This is a genomic window from Vibrio limimangrovi (assembly GCF_054064025.1).
In genome coordinates this window covers 53,879-72,699 of the sequence record NZ_JBSUGF010000017.1, presented here as the reverse complement: position 1 = coordinate 72,699, position 18,821 = coordinate 53,879, and the positions used below count along the sequence as shown (strand labels likewise).

Genomic DNA, 18,821 nt, shown 5'->3' with positions numbered 1-18,821 from the left:
AAATTATAGAATAACAAAAATAAAGGCCAGCTTATTTAAAGGCTGGCCTATGGGTAACCAAAAGCTCTATCCTAGTGACAGATTAAGCGTTTAGAGCTTGCTCCAAATCGGCTAAGATGTCGTCGATATGTTCAATTCCGACTGACAAGCGGATCATCTCTGGTGACACTCCGGCCTGCTTTTGTTCCGCTTCACTCAACTGACGGTGAGTGGTTGATGCTGGGTGGCAAGCCAGAGACTTGGCATCACCGATATTGACCAATCGCTTGAAGATTTTCAGCGCGTCATAGAAACGCACACCCGCTTCATAACCGTCTTTCAAACCAAACGACAAAATGGCTGAAGGCTTACCTTTCATGTACTTTTTCGCCAGTTCATAGTGCTGAGACTCCGGCAACCCGGCATAGCTGACCCAACTGACTTTTTCGTGCTGGTTGAGGTACTCCGCCACCCTAAGTGCATTCTCAGTATGGCGCTCCATACGTAAAGATAACGTTTCCAGCCCCTGCATTAGCATGAATGAGTTCATTGGTGAAAGTGCCGAACCAGTATTGCGTAGCGGAACCGTTCTCGCTCGACCAATAAATGCAGCATCACCAAATGCCTCGGTATACACCACGCCGTGATAAGACGGTTCTGGCTGGTTGAATACCGGGAAACGCTTGCTGTGCAGCGCCCAGGGAAACTTACCTGAATCAACAATCACACCACCCAAAGTCGTACCATGACCACCAACATATTTGGTCAGAGAGTGCACCACTATGTCTGCACCAAACTCGATTGGCTTACACAACACTGGCGTCGCTACGGTATTGTCCACAATCACAGGAACGCCTTGTGCATGTGCGAGATCTGCTACACGCTCTAAGTCGATGATGTTACCAGCAGGGTTACCAATACTCTCGCAGTACACGGCTTTGGTATTTTCATCGATAAGCTCAGCCAGACTTTCCGGTTTATCATCCTTAGCGAACTTCACCTGAATTCCCAGGTTCGGAAACATATGTGCGAACAAGGTGTAGGTGCCACCGTAAAGTTGTGGTGTGGATACGATGTTGTCCCCTGCCTGAGCCAAGGTCAGAATCGCATAGTTAATAGCCGCACTGCCTGCGCTCACAACCAGACCACCGATGCCACCTTCCAATGCTGCCATGCGTTTTTCCAGAACGTCATTGGTTGGGTTCATAATACGCGTGTAAATATTGCCCGGTACTTCTAAGTTGAACAGATCGGCACCATGCTGGGCGTTATCAAATTCATAAGCAACGGTCTGGTAAATCGGTGTCGCCACGGATTTAGTGGTCGGATCCGTTTCATAACCAAAATGGATCGATAGCGTTTCGTCTTTCATGTTCTTCCCTGCGTATTATCTCTGAAAATTATCCCACTCATCATGCCCGCTTTTAGCTCAAATAACCTCGCTATTGGTCACAATGCATATCTTCAACCTTGTTGTTGATATGGGAATGCGTAAGACTTTACAGTTTGTCATGTTGCAATTAGGTAGACGAAGAGACGTTGATTTCATTTCGTTCGATGCAAATAGACACCGCCTAGATTGAGGCGATGTCTACATGATTATATGGCGCTTTTTAGTGCGGCTTTGACAGCTTGATTTAACTTGCGTAACACCAAATCAAATACCCAGCGGATAAAGGAGTAGGTAAACTTGATTGTAACGTTTGCACCTTTCCCCGCAAAAACAAGCATATGTCCAAGTAACCCTTTGACACGTTCTGCAAACTCACCGGAAATTTCGGCAATTTTGGTCATGGAACGAGCAATAGCATCATAAATTGTGGATATGGCAGAACCTACATTCTGCAACCCAAATACTAATGTGGCACAACCACCATCAACCAACAAAGTTAGGATTGCTGCTGATATTTTGTCTGCCCAATCAGGGGAACTATTCGCTTGTAATCGATTGTTGTAATTCAAAACTACTCTTTTGAAAACGTTACTTGCCTTTTGGAAGCCAAGGCTATCCCAAGTTGCAGAATTGGTATAAGAGGCATATTCGCTCATAAAATGTAGTTTAGGGAGTATTCCTTGAGCCCTATTTAATATGTACTCAGAACCATCATAAGGCACATGATAAAAAGGCCAAACAGGTGCCTTAGTAACAGGATCTGCCCCATTCACACAACGAAAATGCTTCGATATTCGAGAAGAAGAGTTAATCGAAAAGGATTTTAACCCAACCCTCGGAGAACCAAATGTGTATAAATTCACTTTTCCATTAAATTTTGGGGATGCTGCGATCCAATTCGCCACTAATGTTGCTAGTGCTCCGCCCAAACTATGCCCGACACAATGTATAGTTCCATTAGCTGATATTGGATTCTCACGCAGGAATTTGGTTAATCCTTTTCTCATTGAATAAAAGGTCGTTTGGAAGCCAGTATGTACCATTTCTCCAGTATCGGTGCCCTTTCCGCTGCAAGTTAAATCGGTAATAGTATCAGCAAGTCCATCAGTTCCACGAAATGCTAAAACAAGGTCTTGTTTATAACGTTGGCTTTTTCCCTTTCCCAACAGAACAAATCCAGTTTCAGCCCGAAAGAAAAAGCCACCACTGGTACCTCTCACTACATTTTTAAAAGAGAAGTCATTCCGAAGCGCTAAAGGAACTTCTAAATCATCTAAGTTCAACTTTATAGAATAAGCAGCTGAGGCCAAGTGACTAGCTTGATTTGGGGATATTGTGCTCATAATTATTCGTCCAAATCTTTTTTGGAAATGTAAGTGTCAGTGCTTTCTTCGTATACATAGGTCGTCACTCTGTCACTATGCCAGTCACAAATTGAGTAAACAGAAATAGACGCCCCTTTGTCCGGACTAATATCAACTTCATGAATACGCTGAATATTAGTTAACTCACAATTAATATTAGAAAGCATTGAGCGCAATGGTTTCGTTCCAGCTGGTGGTGCCCAAGCTCCCCAGATTTTCTTTTGCTCGTTGTTCCAATCTAAATAAACCTTTTGATGAACTTTTAAACTTCCTCCAAATATATCTCCTGGCGTTCGTGAATGAACAATGACGTTATAAAAAGAAAACTCCCCCTTTTCATCAGTTCGAGTCTCATCTTTTAAGGCCTTACCGTTCTTATATCCCTCATAATACAACTCTCTATACACAGTTAATCCAATCTGTGGCACACCACCAAGTGTAATAACTCCCCGAATCTCCGGAGACATTTCAACATCGTATTTTTTGAACGGCCAAAACATAGCATCAGCTCCTGATGAAAATAAAACTAAGGCTAATACCAAACCATTTCTCTTAGCCATTATTAATCTCTATCAAAATTTGTTGAATGATAATATTGGATACAAATTTAATTGGTTAGCATTAATTCAATGGGATATAAAAACTGGGAAGCGGTTCTAAACGAACTGTAATTAAGATATTTATTAGCTATTTAATAAGAGACCGTTTCTAACGATTCGGTCTCGTTTAACCAACTTTATTAAGACTGAACGTGCGGAACTTGTTTTAACAACCAGTTTCGAAACTTTTCCGTCGAGTCACTTTTGGTATTCGTAATCAAATAGTACCCGGCATTGGCAGGTATCGGTTCAAACGGAGAAACCAAGCGTTGGGTAATTAACTCGTCTTCTATCAGTGCCATCCTAGCCATAGCAATGCCCACTCCCGCCTCGGCCGCTGACATCGCCATGTCGGTGCGGTTGAAAAAGTGTCCGACATCGGTTTTAAAATCCAATCCCATCGCTGAGGCCCAATAAAGCCATTCATAATCACGTGCAGCTTTATCCCACGGCAACGCATCATGCAATAAGGTCGCATCTTTCCACTGTTCCGTTGAAGATAAATGATCATCGTGAGTTAAAGAAGCTTTTAGCCACCAGTGATCCTCAAGGTATTTGGGGCTCATGACTGGCAGTAGCTGTTCATCTAAAAGCAGCTCAGCCTCTTTATGTCGGTAAGGATGCAGTCCGTAATCGATAGCGACATCGTAGTCTTTCAAATCACTGTTAACCAATGCCACTTCCGCAAAGATTTGCACTTGTATATCTGGATATTCAAGATGAAAGCTTTCTAGCTTTGGCACTAGCCATTTGAAGGCAAACGACGGCGTCAGTTTCAATTTAATCTCATTGCTTTGCTTATCGACTTTTAGCTCATCTAACAGTTTTCCCAGTTCAGAAAAGTGAAATTGGGTGGCTTGTTGCAGTTGAATCCCCTTTGAAGTTAATCGGATACCTCGGGAGTGGCGTTCAAAAAGAGTAAACCCTAATGCTTCTTCTAAGTGAATAATTTGTTGACTGATTGCCCCTGTCGTCAGGTGTAATGACTTTGCAGCACCAGTAAAACTGCTATGTTCAGCAACTTGACTAAATAACCACAAACCACCTATTAAATTCGCTCTCATTTTTTAGCCTATAGTTTTTCTATACTCTATGTGTAATTTATATCGATTGTTAATAAAAGGTAAGCAAAAGAAACTAGCCATAATTAATTATTATTATTGTGTGTGGAGTGCAAAATGGAAGTCATCGTATTAGGCAGCGGCGTTATCGGTTTAACATCGGCTTGGTACCTATCTCAGGCAGGCTATCAGGTAACGGTTATCGACCGCCAAGCAAGCAGTGCTATGGAAACCAGCTTTGCTAACGCAGGACAAATCTCCTACGGCTACTCTTCTCCTTGGGCGGCACCAGGCATTCCGCTAAAAGCCATCAAATGGTTAATGGAAGAGCATGCTCCTCTTAAAATTAAGCCGACTCTGAATTCAGATATGATCAGCTGGGCATCAAAAATGGTTGCGAACTGCACCCTGCCACGCTACCAAGTTAACAAAGCCCGCATGCTGTCTATCGCTAACCACAGCCGCATTTGTCTTGAAGAGCTACGCAACGATCATGCAATTGAATATCAGGGACGCCAGTTTGGTACGTTACAAGTCTTTCGTTCTGAGCAGCAGCTAACGGCAATTGAAAAAGATCTCAAGCTACTTGAACAAAGCGGTACGCGTTTCGAGTTAATGGATGTTGAGCAGTGTATTCAGCAAGAACCAGGTCTAGCTTTAGTAAAAGAGAAGATCGTAGGCGGACTGTACCTTCCAGATGATGAAACCGGCGACTGCTTCCAGTTCTGTCAACAACTGACTGAGCTAGCAAAAGCGCATGGTGTAAGATTCGAGTTCAATACAGAAGTCAGCAATTGGGTTACTGAAGGCAAAAAGATCACAGGTGTCCAAACGAACCGTGGATTGTTTAAAGCGGACCAATTCGTGCTGGCTTCAGGAAGCTACTCGACGGCCTTACTCAAACAACTGGATATCAGTATTCCGGTTTACCCAGTCAAAGGTTATTCACTCACAGTACCAATCGAAAACGAGCAATACGCACCTCGCTCTACCGTGATGGATGAGACCTACAAAGTTGCGATGACTCGCTTTGACGACCGAATTCGTGTCGCTGGCACGGCAGAACTGGCAGGATTTGATGGCTCGATTCCTCAGAAGAGAAAGAACACGATCGAGATGGTTATCCGTGATCTATTCCCTCGCAGTGGAGATTTTAGCCAGGCAGAATTCTGGACCGGCTTTAGACCAATGACACCAGATGGCACGCCAATCATTGGCGCAACACCTTACAGTAACCTATATACCAATACTGGTCATGGAACACTTGGATGGACAATGGCATGTGGGTCAGGCCAACTTCTTGCTAACATTATGACTGGACAAACAACGAAGGTAATCGATCAATCCGAGCTAAATTTATTCCGCTACGCTTGATTAATAAATAGCCTTTTAATCTACTGAGCGCATATAAGCTAGCATATTAATCTTTTGCATTTCCAAGTAAATTTTAATAAATATATACTGCATACTTAGTCAAACAAGGAATCTTAGCCCAAAAAGTAACTTGATAAGTAATGGTAACCAGATGTTAAGGAGCTATTTTCATTCTGTGTTCAGCATCACGCAATCAAGGATTTTAAGCTAAAAAAGTTAACAATTACATTACAAAAAAAGGTAATGTATTGTGTGGAAAACAACCGCAAACACAACTAACAGGGAAAATACTCATGCAGTCATTAGTTGATTTTTTAAATGGAATTATCTGGAGCCCAGTACTGATCTACTTGTGCTTGGGCGCTGGCTTATTCTACTCCATCATGACTCGTTTCGTTCAAGTTCGTCACTTCTTTGAAATGTGGCGTTTATTGTTATCAGGAAAAAGCTCAACAAAAGGGATTTCATCATTTCAGGCGCTTGCCGTCTCTCTGTCTGGCCGTGTAGGTACAGGTAACATCGCAGGTGTTGCTGCTGCTATCGGTTTCGGTGGACCAGGTGCTGTTTTCTGGATGTGGGTCGTAGCATTCTTTGGTGCTGCAACGGCTTACGCTGAATCAACACTTGCTCAAATCTATAAAGAAGAAGACGAAGGTGAATTCCGTGGTGGTCCTGCTTACTACATTGAAAAAGCAATGGGACAGAAATGGTACGCTTGGATCTTTGCAATTTCGACGATCTTTGCGTGTGGTGTACTACTTCCGGGTGTTCAATCGAACAGCATTGGTAACGCAGTAGAAGCCGCGTTTGGCTCTGGTGACATGGTCGAAACCGCTATCGGTACAATCAGTTTTGCTAAAATTTTAACTGGTACGGTTGTGTGTGTCATTCTTGCTTTCATCATCTTTGGTGGTGTAAAACGTATTGCTAGCTTTACTCAGATCGTTGTTCCTTTTATGGCACTGGCTTACATCGTTACCGCCTTTGTTATTATTCTTCTGAACCTAAGTGAAGTTCCACGCATTATCGGCATGATCCTTGGTGACGCGTTCACACCAATGGCAGGTATCGGTGCAGCTATCGGTTGGGGTGTAAAACGTGGTGTTTACTCTAACGAAGCTGGTCAAGGTACAGGCCCTCACGCAGCGGCAGCAGCAAGTGTTGAACACCCTGCACAACAAGGTCTTGTACAGTCGTTTTCAATCTACATCGATACTCTGCTTGTTTGTTCAGCGACAGCATTCATGATCTTAATCACTGGTGCTTATAACGTTCATGGCGCAGTAGAAGGTGCTTTCCTGGTACAAAACCTACCAGCAGATATTGGCGCGAACGGTCCTGTATTCACTCAGTTGGCGATTGAAAGTGCGCTTCCAGGCGTGGGTAAACCATTTATCGCAGTTGCGCTGTTCTTCTTCGCGTTTACTACGATTCTGGCTTACTACTACATTGCAGAAACGAACATTGCTTACATCCGTCGTACTTTCAAAGTGGATGGCATGATCTTTTTACTCAAGCTGGTTATTTTGACAGCGGTATTCTACGGTACGGTAAAAACGGCAAACCTTGCATGGGCAATGGGTGACGTTGGTGTAGGCTTGATGGCTTGGTTAAACATCGTCGGTATTCTGATTATCTTCTTCATGTCTAAACCTGCCCTTAAGGCACTGACTGATTACGAAAGACAACAGAAAGAAGGCGTGAGCGAGTATACTTTCAACCCAGTTGCACTCGGTATTAAAGGTGCAGATTACTGGGAAGAGAAATACAAGCGTAAGACGGGTAAGTCTGCTCATGCTGTCGCGGTTAAAACAACAGAAACTGCAGAAGAAAGTTCATTCTAACAATACAAAAATAAATACAGACATTACACAACACCAAGGGCCAGCAATTTTCGCTGGCCCTTTTCTTTTCTGCATCCTAAATCATCAGACTAAAAGTCGGGATAGATATCTCGCATGTCCTGCAATATTCCATCGAACAGTGTCATGGCACTTTGAGTCATGATTTCCCGTTTTGGACGCACCACGGAAATGACGCTGTCGGGGATATTATCCAACAGAGGCACTACCGCAAACTCATTTTTAATGTAATCCAAATCAAGAGATTCAGTGGAAAACAGCGCTGCAAAATCCGCATTTTGTATTAGTGAACGAGCCAGCGTCATCGAAGTGCATTCACGAATACGCGACGGCAAAGGAAGACCGTTAACGGAAAATAATTGATAAAAATAGGTGCTTGGATCGTCAGGTGAATCTAATGTCAGCCAGTCACTCTGGTGTAATGTCCTTAATGAACGCGTATTACATAGCGGATGTGACTTGCGTGTCACAACCACATTGGGGATACGGCAAACTGCCTGCCACTCCAGAGTACTATCAATAACGGGTATTTGAGATGTGATAGCGAAATCGACTTCACCCTGGCGTAACTGAGACAGTAATGGCGCAGGACGAAGTTCGACGATTCGTAAAGTCACTTCCGGGTAGCGGTGCATGAACGTGTTGAGACTGGAGGCCAACGACTTAAGCAGTGAAGCAACTGGTGTCACTCCTATGGTCACACAGCCGTTAGGAATCCCACGCATGGTATCAATGTCCTGCTTGGCACGCCGGGCTGTCTCATTCATTAAACGCGCATAGCCCAATAAACGCTCACCATACAACGTCAGAAGCAACCCACCAGCTGAACGTTCAAACAAAGCGACACCATATTGTTGCTCCAGTTCTTTAATGGCTTTACTTAAGGCGGGCTGCGTCAGGTGTAACTGTTCCGCCGCTGTTTTCAAGTTTCCGGCCTGACTCACTGCCAAAAAGGCTCTCACTTGGTGTAATTTCATCCGACTATGTGACCTCATTGTCCCTAATAAGCAAAGCCATTCTACATTACGAATATGATCCGGTCAGGTATTCAGTCACAAGTTCAACCCAACAAGCAGCACCAATCGTAACTAGCTGATCATTAAAATCATAGCCTGGATTATGCACCGAACAGCCATGCCATTCGCCAACACCGTTAGAGAGGAAGAAGTAGCATCCCGGGCGCTCTTTCAGCATCCAGGCAAAATCTTCGCTGCCCGATACAACGGGAGACTCATCGCCTGCCACATTTTCCTCACCTAGTACTGCCTTAACAACTTTACGAGCGCGCAAAGTTTCCTCTGATGAATTGAATACTGATGGGACCTGACGCAGGTATTCAACCTCACCCTGAATACCAAATGCCTGACATTGACCAGCTACTACCTCACGAATGCGCTGCTCAATTAGATCCTGATTCGCTTCACTAAAGTTGCGTACAGAAAGTCTCATCAACGCATCATTTGGAATCACATTCGAGGTTTTGCCAGCTTCAATCTGGCCAATGCTGACAATACTTTGATCGGCAGGGTTTATATTGCGCGACACAATACTTTGCAGCCCAAGAATAATATGGCCGATAGCAATAGTGACATCGTTTGACAAGTGAGGCATCGCTGCATGCCCTCCCTTCCCTGTCAGACGAATGGTTACCTTGTCGGATGATGCCATTGATGCCCCGCTACGCACCTCTGCCTGCCCGACTTCCTTGCCCGGCATGTTGTGCAGAGCAAAAACCGCATCACAAGGGAAGCGATCAAACAAACCATCGTCAATCATCGCTTTTGCACCCGACAAACCCTCTTCATCAGGCTGGAAGATAAGATTGATCGTGCCATCAAAAGATACACTCTTCGCTATATAATGTGCAGCCGCCAACAAGATGGCAGTGTGGCCATCATGACCACAAGCGTGCATGTGCCCTTTTATCTTGCTGGCGTATGGTAACCCAGTGTCTTCCTGAATAGGCAGAGCATCCATATCCGCGCGGATACCGATACTGCGCTGAGAAGTGCCCAGCTTCAGCACACCGACCACGCCATGCCCGCCAATACCAGTGTGAGTTTCATAGCCCCACTCCATTAACAGTTCAGCCACTAACTTAGCCGTGTTAGGCACTTCTGCACCCAGTTCAGGGTGGGCATGAATGGCATGGCGAGTCTGAATAAATTGTTCACAACTGGCTACAAAGTCAGCATTTTTTAGTAGTGATAATTCAGGTACGTTCATCATCATTTCCTTATATTCTAATTCAGAAGAGACTTATTGAGGTGCTTTCGCAGGGAAGCGCCACAGGGCCAGCGAGCTCACCACAATCGCGGTCATCAGATAAAACGCAGGGACCATTTTATTTCCGCTAACCTCAATCAAAGTAGCGACTAGTAGCGGTGTAAAACCACCAAACACCGTTACGCCAAAGCCATAAATCATTGAGATACCACTAGCACGATATTGCTGAGTAAAGGCTTCCATAATCAGAACCAGTAAGGACCCATTTGCTATAGCAAATAAAGTGATTAATCCACCAATAATCAGTAATGCTTTTAGTAAGGACGGCTCACCGCCAAGCAAAGCAAATGCAGGATAGATACAGATAAAGGAACCTAACATCCCTAGAAATGGCAAGGTTTTTCGACTGCGCAAGCGGTCTGCCCACTTACCCAAAATTGGCATTAACACCATCAGCATGAAACCCACCATTACTGCGACAGCAAAAGCCGTAGTTGGAGCGTAGCCAAGATCTTTCATCAGGTAGGTTGGCATGTAGAAGACTTCAACATACATACACGCGGTAGCACTCCAAATGATTAACATACCGGTGATAACCGTGCGTCCCTGTTTACGAAGAACCGTTTTAAATGGGGTATCGTTCGAGTGCGGATTAGCCTCGTGTGATTCTTTTAAATGACGACGGATGTACCAGCCTACAGGACCAATTAACAGACCAAGGATAAACGGAATACGCCAGCCCCAACTGTGTACATCTTCTGGTGTTAGCAGGCCATTTACCGCAAAACCAACGAGAGCACCAAACAGCGCTGCAGCACCCTGGCTTGCAAGCTGCCAACTCACCATGTAACAACGACGCTTATAGTTGTTTGACTCCATCAAAGCCGCAGATGCCGCACCAATTTCGCCGCCAGCAGATAATCCCTGTAACAAGCGACCAACAACCAAAATGATAGTGGCTGCAATGCCAATGCTCTCATAGGTCGGTGTCAGCGCAATCATGCCTGTCCCGATGGTCATTAAAGCAATCGTTAGAGTGAGAGCAGCTTTACGTCCATGTTTGTCGGCATAGTTCCCAATTAATACTGCGCCGAGTGGTCGCATAACAAACCCGACACCAAACGTCGCAAGTGATAACAATAACCCTGCAGCTGAGCCACCAACATTAAAAAATAACTCACCTATGACGACGGCAAAAAAGCTGTAGACGGTAAAGTCATACATCTCTAATCCATTACCTAGTGAGATGGCAAAAATCGCTTTACGTGGTTCTGAAGAAGACTTATCGGTTTGACCAGATAAAGTGGTCAATTCTGGTTCCAGTGAACTTGATAGTGTGCTACTCATGGTTTCCCTTCCTTGTACTAATGGCGACTCATTCGCCATTAACTGTCTAGATAATAGCCAAGACTAGATATCCCACCACAAACCAAAAGTTAACCAAATAACCAATGAGCAATAACAAGTGTAATTCAAAATGATCACATACCGATCAATACGCCCTTGATAGGTGCAACACAACACATAAAACAGAATAAAAATCTGCATCAACGAAATATAAGAAGGAAAATAAATAGAATTACCAAATAAATACGAAACCACACCAAATTAACCAAAAGCTATTCAATTAAGAAAAAGAACATCAACAACGTTTTTTCCTTACCTGCTAATCACTCAGGGAAATGGACAAACATCCTTTCCAGCTTCGTGTTAATAAACTTGCTTTAGAAATTGCCCAAAGGACGTCTACTCGCGATAAAAAAGACAGGGGCTAACCAATGGCTAACCCCTGTCTTTTTAATCTGAAGATTAATTAGCTATTTAGACGGGTATATTTGTGACCAGTCATTTTTCATATCCACGACTAACCAGCCTTTCTCTTTCGCCTCGTCCAAGCCTTTATCCAATTGTCCTACACTGGATTGACGATCGTACTGCCACTCTCTTTTGTCATCAGTGTGATGAACGTACATCGCCAGACGCGGCCCCTCTCCTGACGTTGTCCATTGCAGCATTTGCAGGTCACCGTCTGAGTTGCCAAATGCTGCGATTGGGCGCTTGCCGATATGTTGATAAATCTGTAGCGGTTTTTCTACTTTATCATTATTCACGTCGACGCCCGGTACGCGCTTAACCTGATAGCTTCCATCCACATTTACGAACTCAGTAGAAAGTTGGGTACCAATAATTCGCTCCGAAGGGATGTGATAAACATCCGTAGCCCAAGCTCGCATAAACGCATTACCTCCCCCAGAGACGATAAAGTTTTTAAATCCATTATCTTCTAGATAATCTAATAGCTCGAGCATAGGCTGGAAAACCATATCCGTGTATGGCGCTCCTGTTACCGGGTGCTTCGCTGTACTTATCCAGCTTTTAACCATTGCGGTAAATTCGTCACTGATCACTCCCGTATGAGTTTGTAGAACTAATTTTATAAGATCATCTGCCGCTAATTTGTCCAGCTGACCGCTCAATACGAGGGAATACGGTTTAGTGGTTTTCCACTCTGGGTGCTCATCTGCTTGAGCTTTAATTTGATCAAGTGCAAACAGTATCTGGAAGTACATTGGCTTTTCAGACCACAACGTCCCATCGTTATCAAAGGTAGCTATGCGATCCGCCGGTTCAACAAATTTGGCAGAGCCGGGATCGGTAACGTCGCTGACAAATTGGATGATCGCCTGTTTTGTCTTGCCATCATTCCACGACGGCAATGGATCACTACTCTGAGCTAAAAGTGGAAATGAGATCACCGCTACGGCGAGTGTGAGAATAAACGATAGATGCTTTTTCATGAATGTAACGCGTTGTATATGGATGTGTAAATAATGACTGATTATCCAAGAAAAAGCTCGTGCGATGTCACAACAATTTATAAATCAGACCATTCCCACTTGATACCACTGACCTCAGATAATAAAAAAGCGGACCTAAATAGGTCCGCTTTTGAAATCTACTAATTGAGCGTTTAAGCAATTGCTACCGCTTCAACTTTGCGAGCGATTTTCGCTTTACCAACTGGAAGCACTTCACGACCAAACTCATTGTTCAGTACTTGTGCCATCGCGAAGTAAACCGCGCTAGCACCACAGAAAATACCTTCAAAACCAGCGATAGTGCCAATCACTTCGCTACCAGTGAAGTCACGAGCAGCAAGCAAGAAGAACAGGATAGTCAGAGAACCAAATACCACTTGTTTTGCTGTTGGGTAACATAGTGAACCAATAAACATGAAGCCTGTAAAAATACCCCATAGCGCCAGGTACCAACCCATAAAGCTAGCTGGGCTAGCTGGTAGACCCATATGAGGCATCACAATCAGACCAACCAGTGTTAGCCAGAATAGACCGTAAGAAGTAAACGCTGTAGTACCGAAAGTGTCACCGCGCTTGAAACACATGATGCCAACGATTACTTGGCTAAGGCCACCGTAAAAGATGCCCATCGCTAGAATCATTGAGTCAAGTGGGAAAAATCCTGCGTTATGAATGTTAAGCAGAATAGTGGTCATACCGAAACCCATCAGACCTAGCGGTGCTGGGTTAGCCAGTTTTGTCGACATGTACAAATACCTTAAAAAAAGTTTATAAAAAATGCGCGCGAATTTTAATGGACGCTAAACCAAAAGAGAAAAGCCGTTATTGAAAACTTAGATTCCACAAATAAGACTCCAAGCAAATAAAAAAGACCCTGCTAAAAAGCAGAGCCTTTCTAAAGAGTTAAAGGGCTTACTGGCAAGAAATCTCATCCCAGAACCAGTTGCTTTGAGTTGGGCTCTCCCATACACCTGGGCCATTTTTCGCAACAAAGCATTTTCCCAGATAAGTCACTTTATCCCCATTTGCAACTTGAGAGACACCAGGCTCCCACGAGATAAAATCACTATTCACTGGCAGTTCTGGCTCAGTGATCGGAGGCTCTGGTTCGGTTACTGGCGGTTCAGGCTCAGTGACAGGAGGCTCCGTTACGGTTGTTGGGGTACCAGAAACAAACTTCCATGGACCACCTTTTGTCGGCTCATTCCCCTGAGACCACCACTTAGCTTCATAAATAGCACCTTGGTAAGATACTTTATCGCCCCCGGTATACACTTTATTGGCATCCCAAGCCGCGATACCATCAAGTGGAGGTTCTACTGGGTCTACGACCTCTAATGCGTCAACAACTCTCACTTCTGGCCAATTTTCATGAGATGAATATAAGTTAGTAACACATTTCTCATAGTCACCCGGAACAAGAGTAGAATAAGCGGTCTGGAAACCCACTAACTCACACTCAAATGAGTGACCTCCCGGGCGATCAGCATAGTACTTCCAGTTGCCATCCCAGTTGGTATACAACACATCAGTCGCTCCGTTGAGATTCAAGTTACCGTAATCGGTTTGCTGCCAACAGGTATTCTTTTCATCCGCCTCAATCGGAATTTGATAGTGCGATGATAACCCTTCCCAGTATCGAATTCGGTTTACCGGTTGCCCTTTGTCTTTGTTGTGTGCGCCACATTCAACACCGCCATTAATGATGTTAATCGTGGTACCAAAGCCATAGCCGATACCAGCATCAATTTCACGCTGGGATGGCGTCCAGGAGCGGTCGATAACGTGTAACATTGCGGGCTTTGGTGCCTGAGGCGTTAAAAAGAACCATATCGCCGACGCAAGGTTAAGCCATGAATCTGCAACCAGACCTGGGTTATTAAGCAGCACACTGGCATCTCCATCAAACATCACTTCAGAGAAAGCACCGTAGTTAAAGTGGTAAGAAAGCTGTTTGGCTCCTCGTCCGAAGTAGCCCTGTCCTGCTGCGCAAGGCCATTTTTTATTTTGCCAGTTGTTCTCACCACACCCAGTGGTGTAGCCCGCTTTTCCCTCTGACCAGCCCATCTCTCGTACATGCACTAACGCTTGCTGCCACTCTTCAAGACCCAGAGGATTATCAGACACGTTATCTATTGCGATATGTCCGCCCGTTTCCTGCGCAAAATGGGCGAAGGCAGTAACAATTGAGCGCTTACAGATCGCATCGGAATCACGACCGTCAGTGTATTCGGCACAGAAGGCAGGGAACTTTCCAATCGCTCTTAAAAAGCGCGTGTAGGTGTATTCTGGTGTTGCCATGTGGGTAAGGTAATCCCATTCAGCCTGTGGAAAAACTTTCTCTGCTCGCTTAACGTTGTCAGGATTAGTCACACTACCAGGTTCAATGGATTCAACTAGGGTATTCGGTGCGGTGCGAAGCGCTTGCGACCAAATCTTATACATAGGGTCTGCGGCTTTTCGTTGCTCCGCAGCTTCAACATCTGCACGTGAAATAACGTAGCCGGTAGGATTTAGCGGATCGGGTTGAATGTTCAGTGCTGACCAAGCCGCAGGAGCCGCTGTCAGCATCGCTAACGCAGTAACATAACTTCTTTTCTTCATTCTTTAACTCCTTGTGTTAAAAGCAGTTAAAGGGTAAGAAAAGGAAGATGAAGATTCACTAATACTAAGGTTAACGAAGGTCAACTTGCGAGTGAAAGTCAGCTCGCTCAGCACACTGAAACTCGGCAGTTGCAATAAAGGATTACCGGCTTCAAAAATTTTCCGAGAGAAAAATCGCGGAATTGAAAAACCGTTAACGTGGAGATGAGTAAACTCGCTGCAATAAAAAACCAGCCCGAAGGCTGGTTCTATCACACATAATCGTTGAGGATTATTCCCACTCGATTGTCGCTGGCGGCTTACCAGAAATATCGTAAACAACACGTGAAATGCCGTCAACTTCGTTGATAATACGGTTAGATACCTTACCTAGGAAATCGTATGGCAGGTGTGCCCAATGCGCTGTCATAAAGTCGATAGTTTCTACTGCACGTAGCGATACAACCCAATCGTACTTACGACCGTCGCCCATAACACCTACAGATCGAACTGGTAGGAATACCGTGAATGCTTGAGAGACTTTGTTGTATAAGTCTGCTGCGTGAAGCTCTTCAATAAAGATAGCGTCAGCACGACGTAGCAAGTCACAGTACTCTTTCTTGATCTCGCCAAGAACACGAACACCTAGACCAGGACCTGGGAATGGGTGGCGGTAAAGCATGTTGTAAGGAAGACCTAACTCCAGACCGATCTTACGAACTTCATCTTTAAACAGCTCACGTAGTGGCTCAACCAGACCCATAGCCATATCTTCTGGCAAACCGCCCACGTTGTGGTGTGATTTGATCACGTGCGCTTTGCCAGTCTTAGAAGCTGCAGATTCGATTACGTCAGGGTAGATAGTACCTTGAGCAAGCCATTTCGCGTTTTTCAGCTTCTTAGACTCTTCATCGAATACATCTACGAACACGTGACCGATTGTCTTACGCTTTTCTTCTGGGTCAGACTTGCCTTTTAGCGCGTCAAGGAAACGATCTTCTGCATCAACTTTGATGATGTTTAAACCGAACTTGTCGCCAAACATATCCATTACTTGTTGACCTTCGTTTAGACGAAGCAGACCGTTGTCAACGAATACGCACGTTAGCTTGTCACCAATCGCGCGGTGAACCAGCATAGCAACAACAGATGAATCCACACCACCAGAAAGACCCAGGATAACTTCGTCGTCACCCACTTGCTCTTTAATACGAGCGATTGCATCTTCGATGATAGATTCTGATGTCCAAAGACGCTCACAACCACATACGCCAAGAACAAAGTTCTCAAGCATCTGCAGGCCGCCTTTTGTATGTGTTACTTCTGGGTGGAACTGAACACCGTAGTATTTCTTCTCTTCGTTCGCCATAGCAGCGTAAGGACATGTATCTGTCTCACCTACTTTTACGAAGTCAGCAGGAATTTCTACTACTTTGTCACCGTGGCTCATCCAAACGTCTTGAGTCGTTTCAAGATCTTTGAACAGCGCCGATTCGCCAGAAACTTTAACTTGTGCGTAGCCAAATTCACGCTCGTTTGAACCAGCAACTTTACCGCCTAGCTGTTCTGCCATGGTTTGCATGCCGTAACATACACCAAGAACTGGAACACCTGAGTCAAATACGTATTGAGGCGCGCGAGGAGAATTTTCTTCAGTTACACTCTCAGGGCCACCAGACAGGATGATGCCGTCTGGGTTGAATTCACGAATATCCGCTTCTTCTACATCCCAGCTCCATAGCTCACAGTAAACGCCGATTTCACGTACGCGACGAGCAACTAATTGAGTGTACTGAGAACCGAAGTCCAAGATCAGAATACGTTGGTCATGGATATTTTTAGTCATTTTGAGCAGTCTTTTTTAGGCTAGTGATTAAAACCGAGGCGAGTGTACTCGCCTCTTATTAATGCTTCAAGGAAAAAGCAAACGTTTACGTCGAGAGATCTTTATTCAAAATCTCGCTTATCAACGATTAACCCAAACGGTAGTTTGGTGCTTCCTTAGTAATTTGAACGTCGTGCACGTGAGACTCTGCCATACCTGCACCAGAGATTCGTACAAATTCTGCTTTAGTACGCATATCTTCGATCGTTGCTGAGCCAGTAAGACCCATGCTTGAGCGTAGACCACCCATCTGTTGGTGTACGATCTCTTTAAGGCGACCTTTGTATGCGATACGACCTTCGATACCTTCTGGAACAAGTTTGTCTGCTGCGTTATCAGTCTGGAAGTAACGGTCAGAAGAACCTTGAGACATTGCACCAAGAGAACCCATACCACGGTATGCTTTGTAAGAACGACCGTTGTAAAGAATAACTTCACCCGGAGCTTCTTCTGTACCCGCAAACATAGAACCAACCATCACACATGATGCACCAGCTACGATTGCTTTACAGATGTCGCCAGAGAAACGGATACCACCGTCTGCAATAACCGGAATACCGTGTTGGTTCGCAACTTCAGCTGCGTCAGCGATAGCTGTGATTTGAGGTACACCAACACCAGTTACGATACGAGTCGTACAGATAGAACCAGGGCCAATACCTACTTTCACTGCGCTTACGCCAGCGTCAATAAGCGCTTTAGCGCCTGCACCTGTTGCTACGTTACCACCGATGATGTCAAGATCTGGGTATGCTGCGCGAGTTTCACGGATACGGCTTAGAACACCTTCCGAGTGGCCATGAGAAGAGTCGATAAGCAGAACGTCAACGCCCGCTTCGACAAGTGCTGCAACACGTTCTTCATTACCTGCACCAGCACCTACTGCTGCGCCAACACGTAGACGGCCACGAGAATCTTTACATGCGTTTGGTTTACGCTCAGCTTTGTGGAAGTCTTTTGCTGTGATCATACCAGTCAGTTTGAAATCATCATTCACAACCAGTACTTTCTCTACACGTGCTTCATGCATTTTCTCTTGTACTTCTGCACGCGTTGCACCTTCTTTCACTGCTGCCAAGTTTTCTTTTGGCGTCATTACTGAAGATACTTTCTTAGAAAGGTCTGTCACAAAACGAACGTCACGACCAGTGATGATACCCACTAGCTCATTGTGCTCAGTAACAACAGGGAAACCAGCAAAGCCGTGCTTGTCAGTCAGAGCGACTACGTCAGCGATTGTTGCGTCTGGATTCACCGTTACAGGGTCTGTAACCACACCAGCTTCGAACTTTTTAACTGTACGAACTTCGGCTGCTTGCTGCTCAATAGACATGTTCTTGTGGATAAAGCCAATGCCACCTTCCTGCGCAAGTGCGATAGCCAGACGAGCTTCCGTCACGGTATCCATTGACGCAGAAATCATCGGAATATTCAGAGCAATATTTTTCGTCAACTGAGTGCGAAGATCAGCTGTGTTTGGGAGAACGGTGGAGTGTGCTGGCACTAGTAGTACGTCGTCGAATGTCAGCGCTTCTTTGGCAATTCTTAGCATTTGCAATATCTCACAATTAGAGGAGTAAAAAAAACAATCCAAAGTCTCATCGTTTCGCATAATGAGGGTAACCGTTTTAGGTAACGAGTTACATTTGGATTAGATATTGCGGAGGGATTATACG

Annotated in this window: 14 protein-coding genes; 2 read left to right on the top strand and 12 right to left on the bottom strand. The window is 44.8% G+C overall.

Annotation, left to right across the window (positions count from 1 at the left end; all coding sequences use genetic code 11):
- Window positions 1-82: 82 nt before the first annotated feature.
- The 4 genes from ACWYU8_RS19915 to ACWYU8_RS19900 all read right to left on the bottom strand — a co-directional run bounded on the left by ACWYU8_RS19915 (window position 83) and on the right by ACWYU8_RS19900 (window position 4,399).
- On the bottom strand, window positions 83-1,351 hold the full coding sequence (locus tag ACWYU8_RS19915) for an O-acetylhomoserine aminocarboxypropyltransferase/cysteine synthase family protein (protein WP_444493980.1): 1,269 nt from the start codon (window positions 1,349-1,351) through the stop codon (window positions 83-85).
- A 227-nt stretch (window positions 1,352-1,578) separates the two neighbouring features.
- Window positions 1,579-2,715 (bottom strand): lipase family protein, encoded by a 1,137-nt coding sequence (locus ACWYU8_RS19910; RefSeq protein WP_457521491.1) that lies wholly within the window; start codon window positions 2,713-2,715, stop codon window positions 1,579-1,581.
- A 2-nt stretch (window positions 2,716-2,717) separates the two neighbouring features.
- A complete protein-coding gene (locus ACWYU8_RS19905) occupies window positions 2,718-3,296 on the bottom strand; it encodes a DUF6795 domain-containing protein (protein WP_457521490.1) in 579 nt (192 codons plus the stop codon).
- 179 nt (window positions 3,297-3,475) lie between these two features.
- Window positions 3,476-4,399 carry a LysR substrate-binding domain-containing protein gene (locus ACWYU8_RS19900; protein WP_457521489.1) on the bottom strand — a complete coding sequence of 308 codons (924 nt, stop codon included), beginning with the start codon at window positions 4,397-4,399 and terminating at the stop codon, window positions 3,476-3,478.
- A 114-nt stretch (window positions 4,400-4,513) separates the two neighbouring features.
- On the opposite strand from ACWYU8_RS19900, the gene ACWYU8_RS19895 reads away from it, so the two are divergent.
- Complete coding sequence (locus ACWYU8_RS19895) at window positions 4,514-5,770, top strand: D-amino acid dehydrogenase (protein WP_457521488.1); 1,257 nt, start codon at window positions 4,514-4,516, stop codon at window positions 5,768-5,770.
- Window positions 5,771-6,063: 293 nt separating this feature from the next.
- The gene (locus ACWYU8_RS19890; protein ID WP_457521487.1) at window positions 6,064-7,614 is read left to right on the top strand and encodes an alanine/glycine:cation symporter family protein; all 1,551 of its coding nucleotides are present in this window, start codon (window positions 6,064-6,066) and stop codon (window positions 7,612-7,614) included.
- A gap of 89 nt (window positions 7,615-7,703) precedes the next feature.
- Here the strand turns inward: ACWYU8_RS19890 and ACWYU8_RS19885 are convergent, their stop codons facing one another.
- The 8 genes from ACWYU8_RS19885 to guaB form a co-directional block, all read right to left on the bottom strand.
- A complete protein-coding gene (locus ACWYU8_RS19885; RefSeq protein WP_457521486.1) occupies window positions 7,704-8,609 on the bottom strand; it encodes a LysR family transcriptional regulator in 906 nt (301 codons plus the stop codon).
- A 46-nt stretch (window positions 8,610-8,655) separates the two neighbouring features.
- Window positions 8,656-9,858: a M20 aminoacylase family protein gene (locus ACWYU8_RS19880; RefSeq protein ID WP_457521485.1), complete on the bottom strand. Its 1,203-nt coding sequence runs from the start codon at window positions 9,856-9,858 to the stop codon at window positions 8,656-8,658.
- Between the two features lie 33 nt (window positions 9,859-9,891).
- Complete coding sequence (locus ACWYU8_RS19875; protein WP_457521484.1) at window positions 9,892-11,205, bottom strand: MFS transporter; 1,314 nt, start codon at window positions 11,203-11,205, stop codon at window positions 9,892-9,894.
- A 470-nt stretch (window positions 11,206-11,675) separates the two neighbouring features.
- Complete coding sequence (locus ACWYU8_RS19870) at window positions 11,676-12,656, bottom strand: HAD family hydrolase (protein ID WP_457521483.1); 981 nt, start codon at window positions 12,654-12,656, stop codon at window positions 11,676-11,678.
- A gap of 173 nt (window positions 12,657-12,829) precedes the next feature.
- Window positions 12,830-13,423 carry an acetate uptake transporter gene (locus tag ACWYU8_RS19865; RefSeq protein WP_457521482.1) on the bottom strand — a complete coding sequence of 198 codons (594 nt, stop codon included), beginning with the start codon at window positions 13,421-13,423 and terminating at the stop codon, window positions 12,830-12,832.
- Between the two features lie 166 nt (window positions 13,424-13,589).
- Window positions 13,590-15,248, bottom strand: coding sequence for a chitinase (locus ACWYU8_RS19860; protein ID WP_457521501.1), 1,659 nt, complete (start codon window positions 15,246-15,248; stop codon window positions 13,590-13,592).
- Between the two features lie 304 nt (window positions 15,249-15,552).
- A complete protein-coding gene (gene guaA, locus ACWYU8_RS19855) occupies window positions 15,553-17,106 on the bottom strand; it encodes a glutamine-hydrolyzing GMP synthase (protein ID WP_457521481.1) in 1,554 nt (517 codons plus the stop codon).
- A 127-nt stretch (window positions 17,107-17,233) separates the two neighbouring features.
- Window positions 17,234-18,697, bottom strand: a complete 1,464-nt coding sequence (gene guaB, locus ACWYU8_RS19850; protein WP_457521480.1) for an IMP dehydrogenase — start codon at window positions 18,695-18,697, stop codon at window positions 17,234-17,236.
- Window positions 18,698-18,821 lie beyond the last annotated feature (124 nt).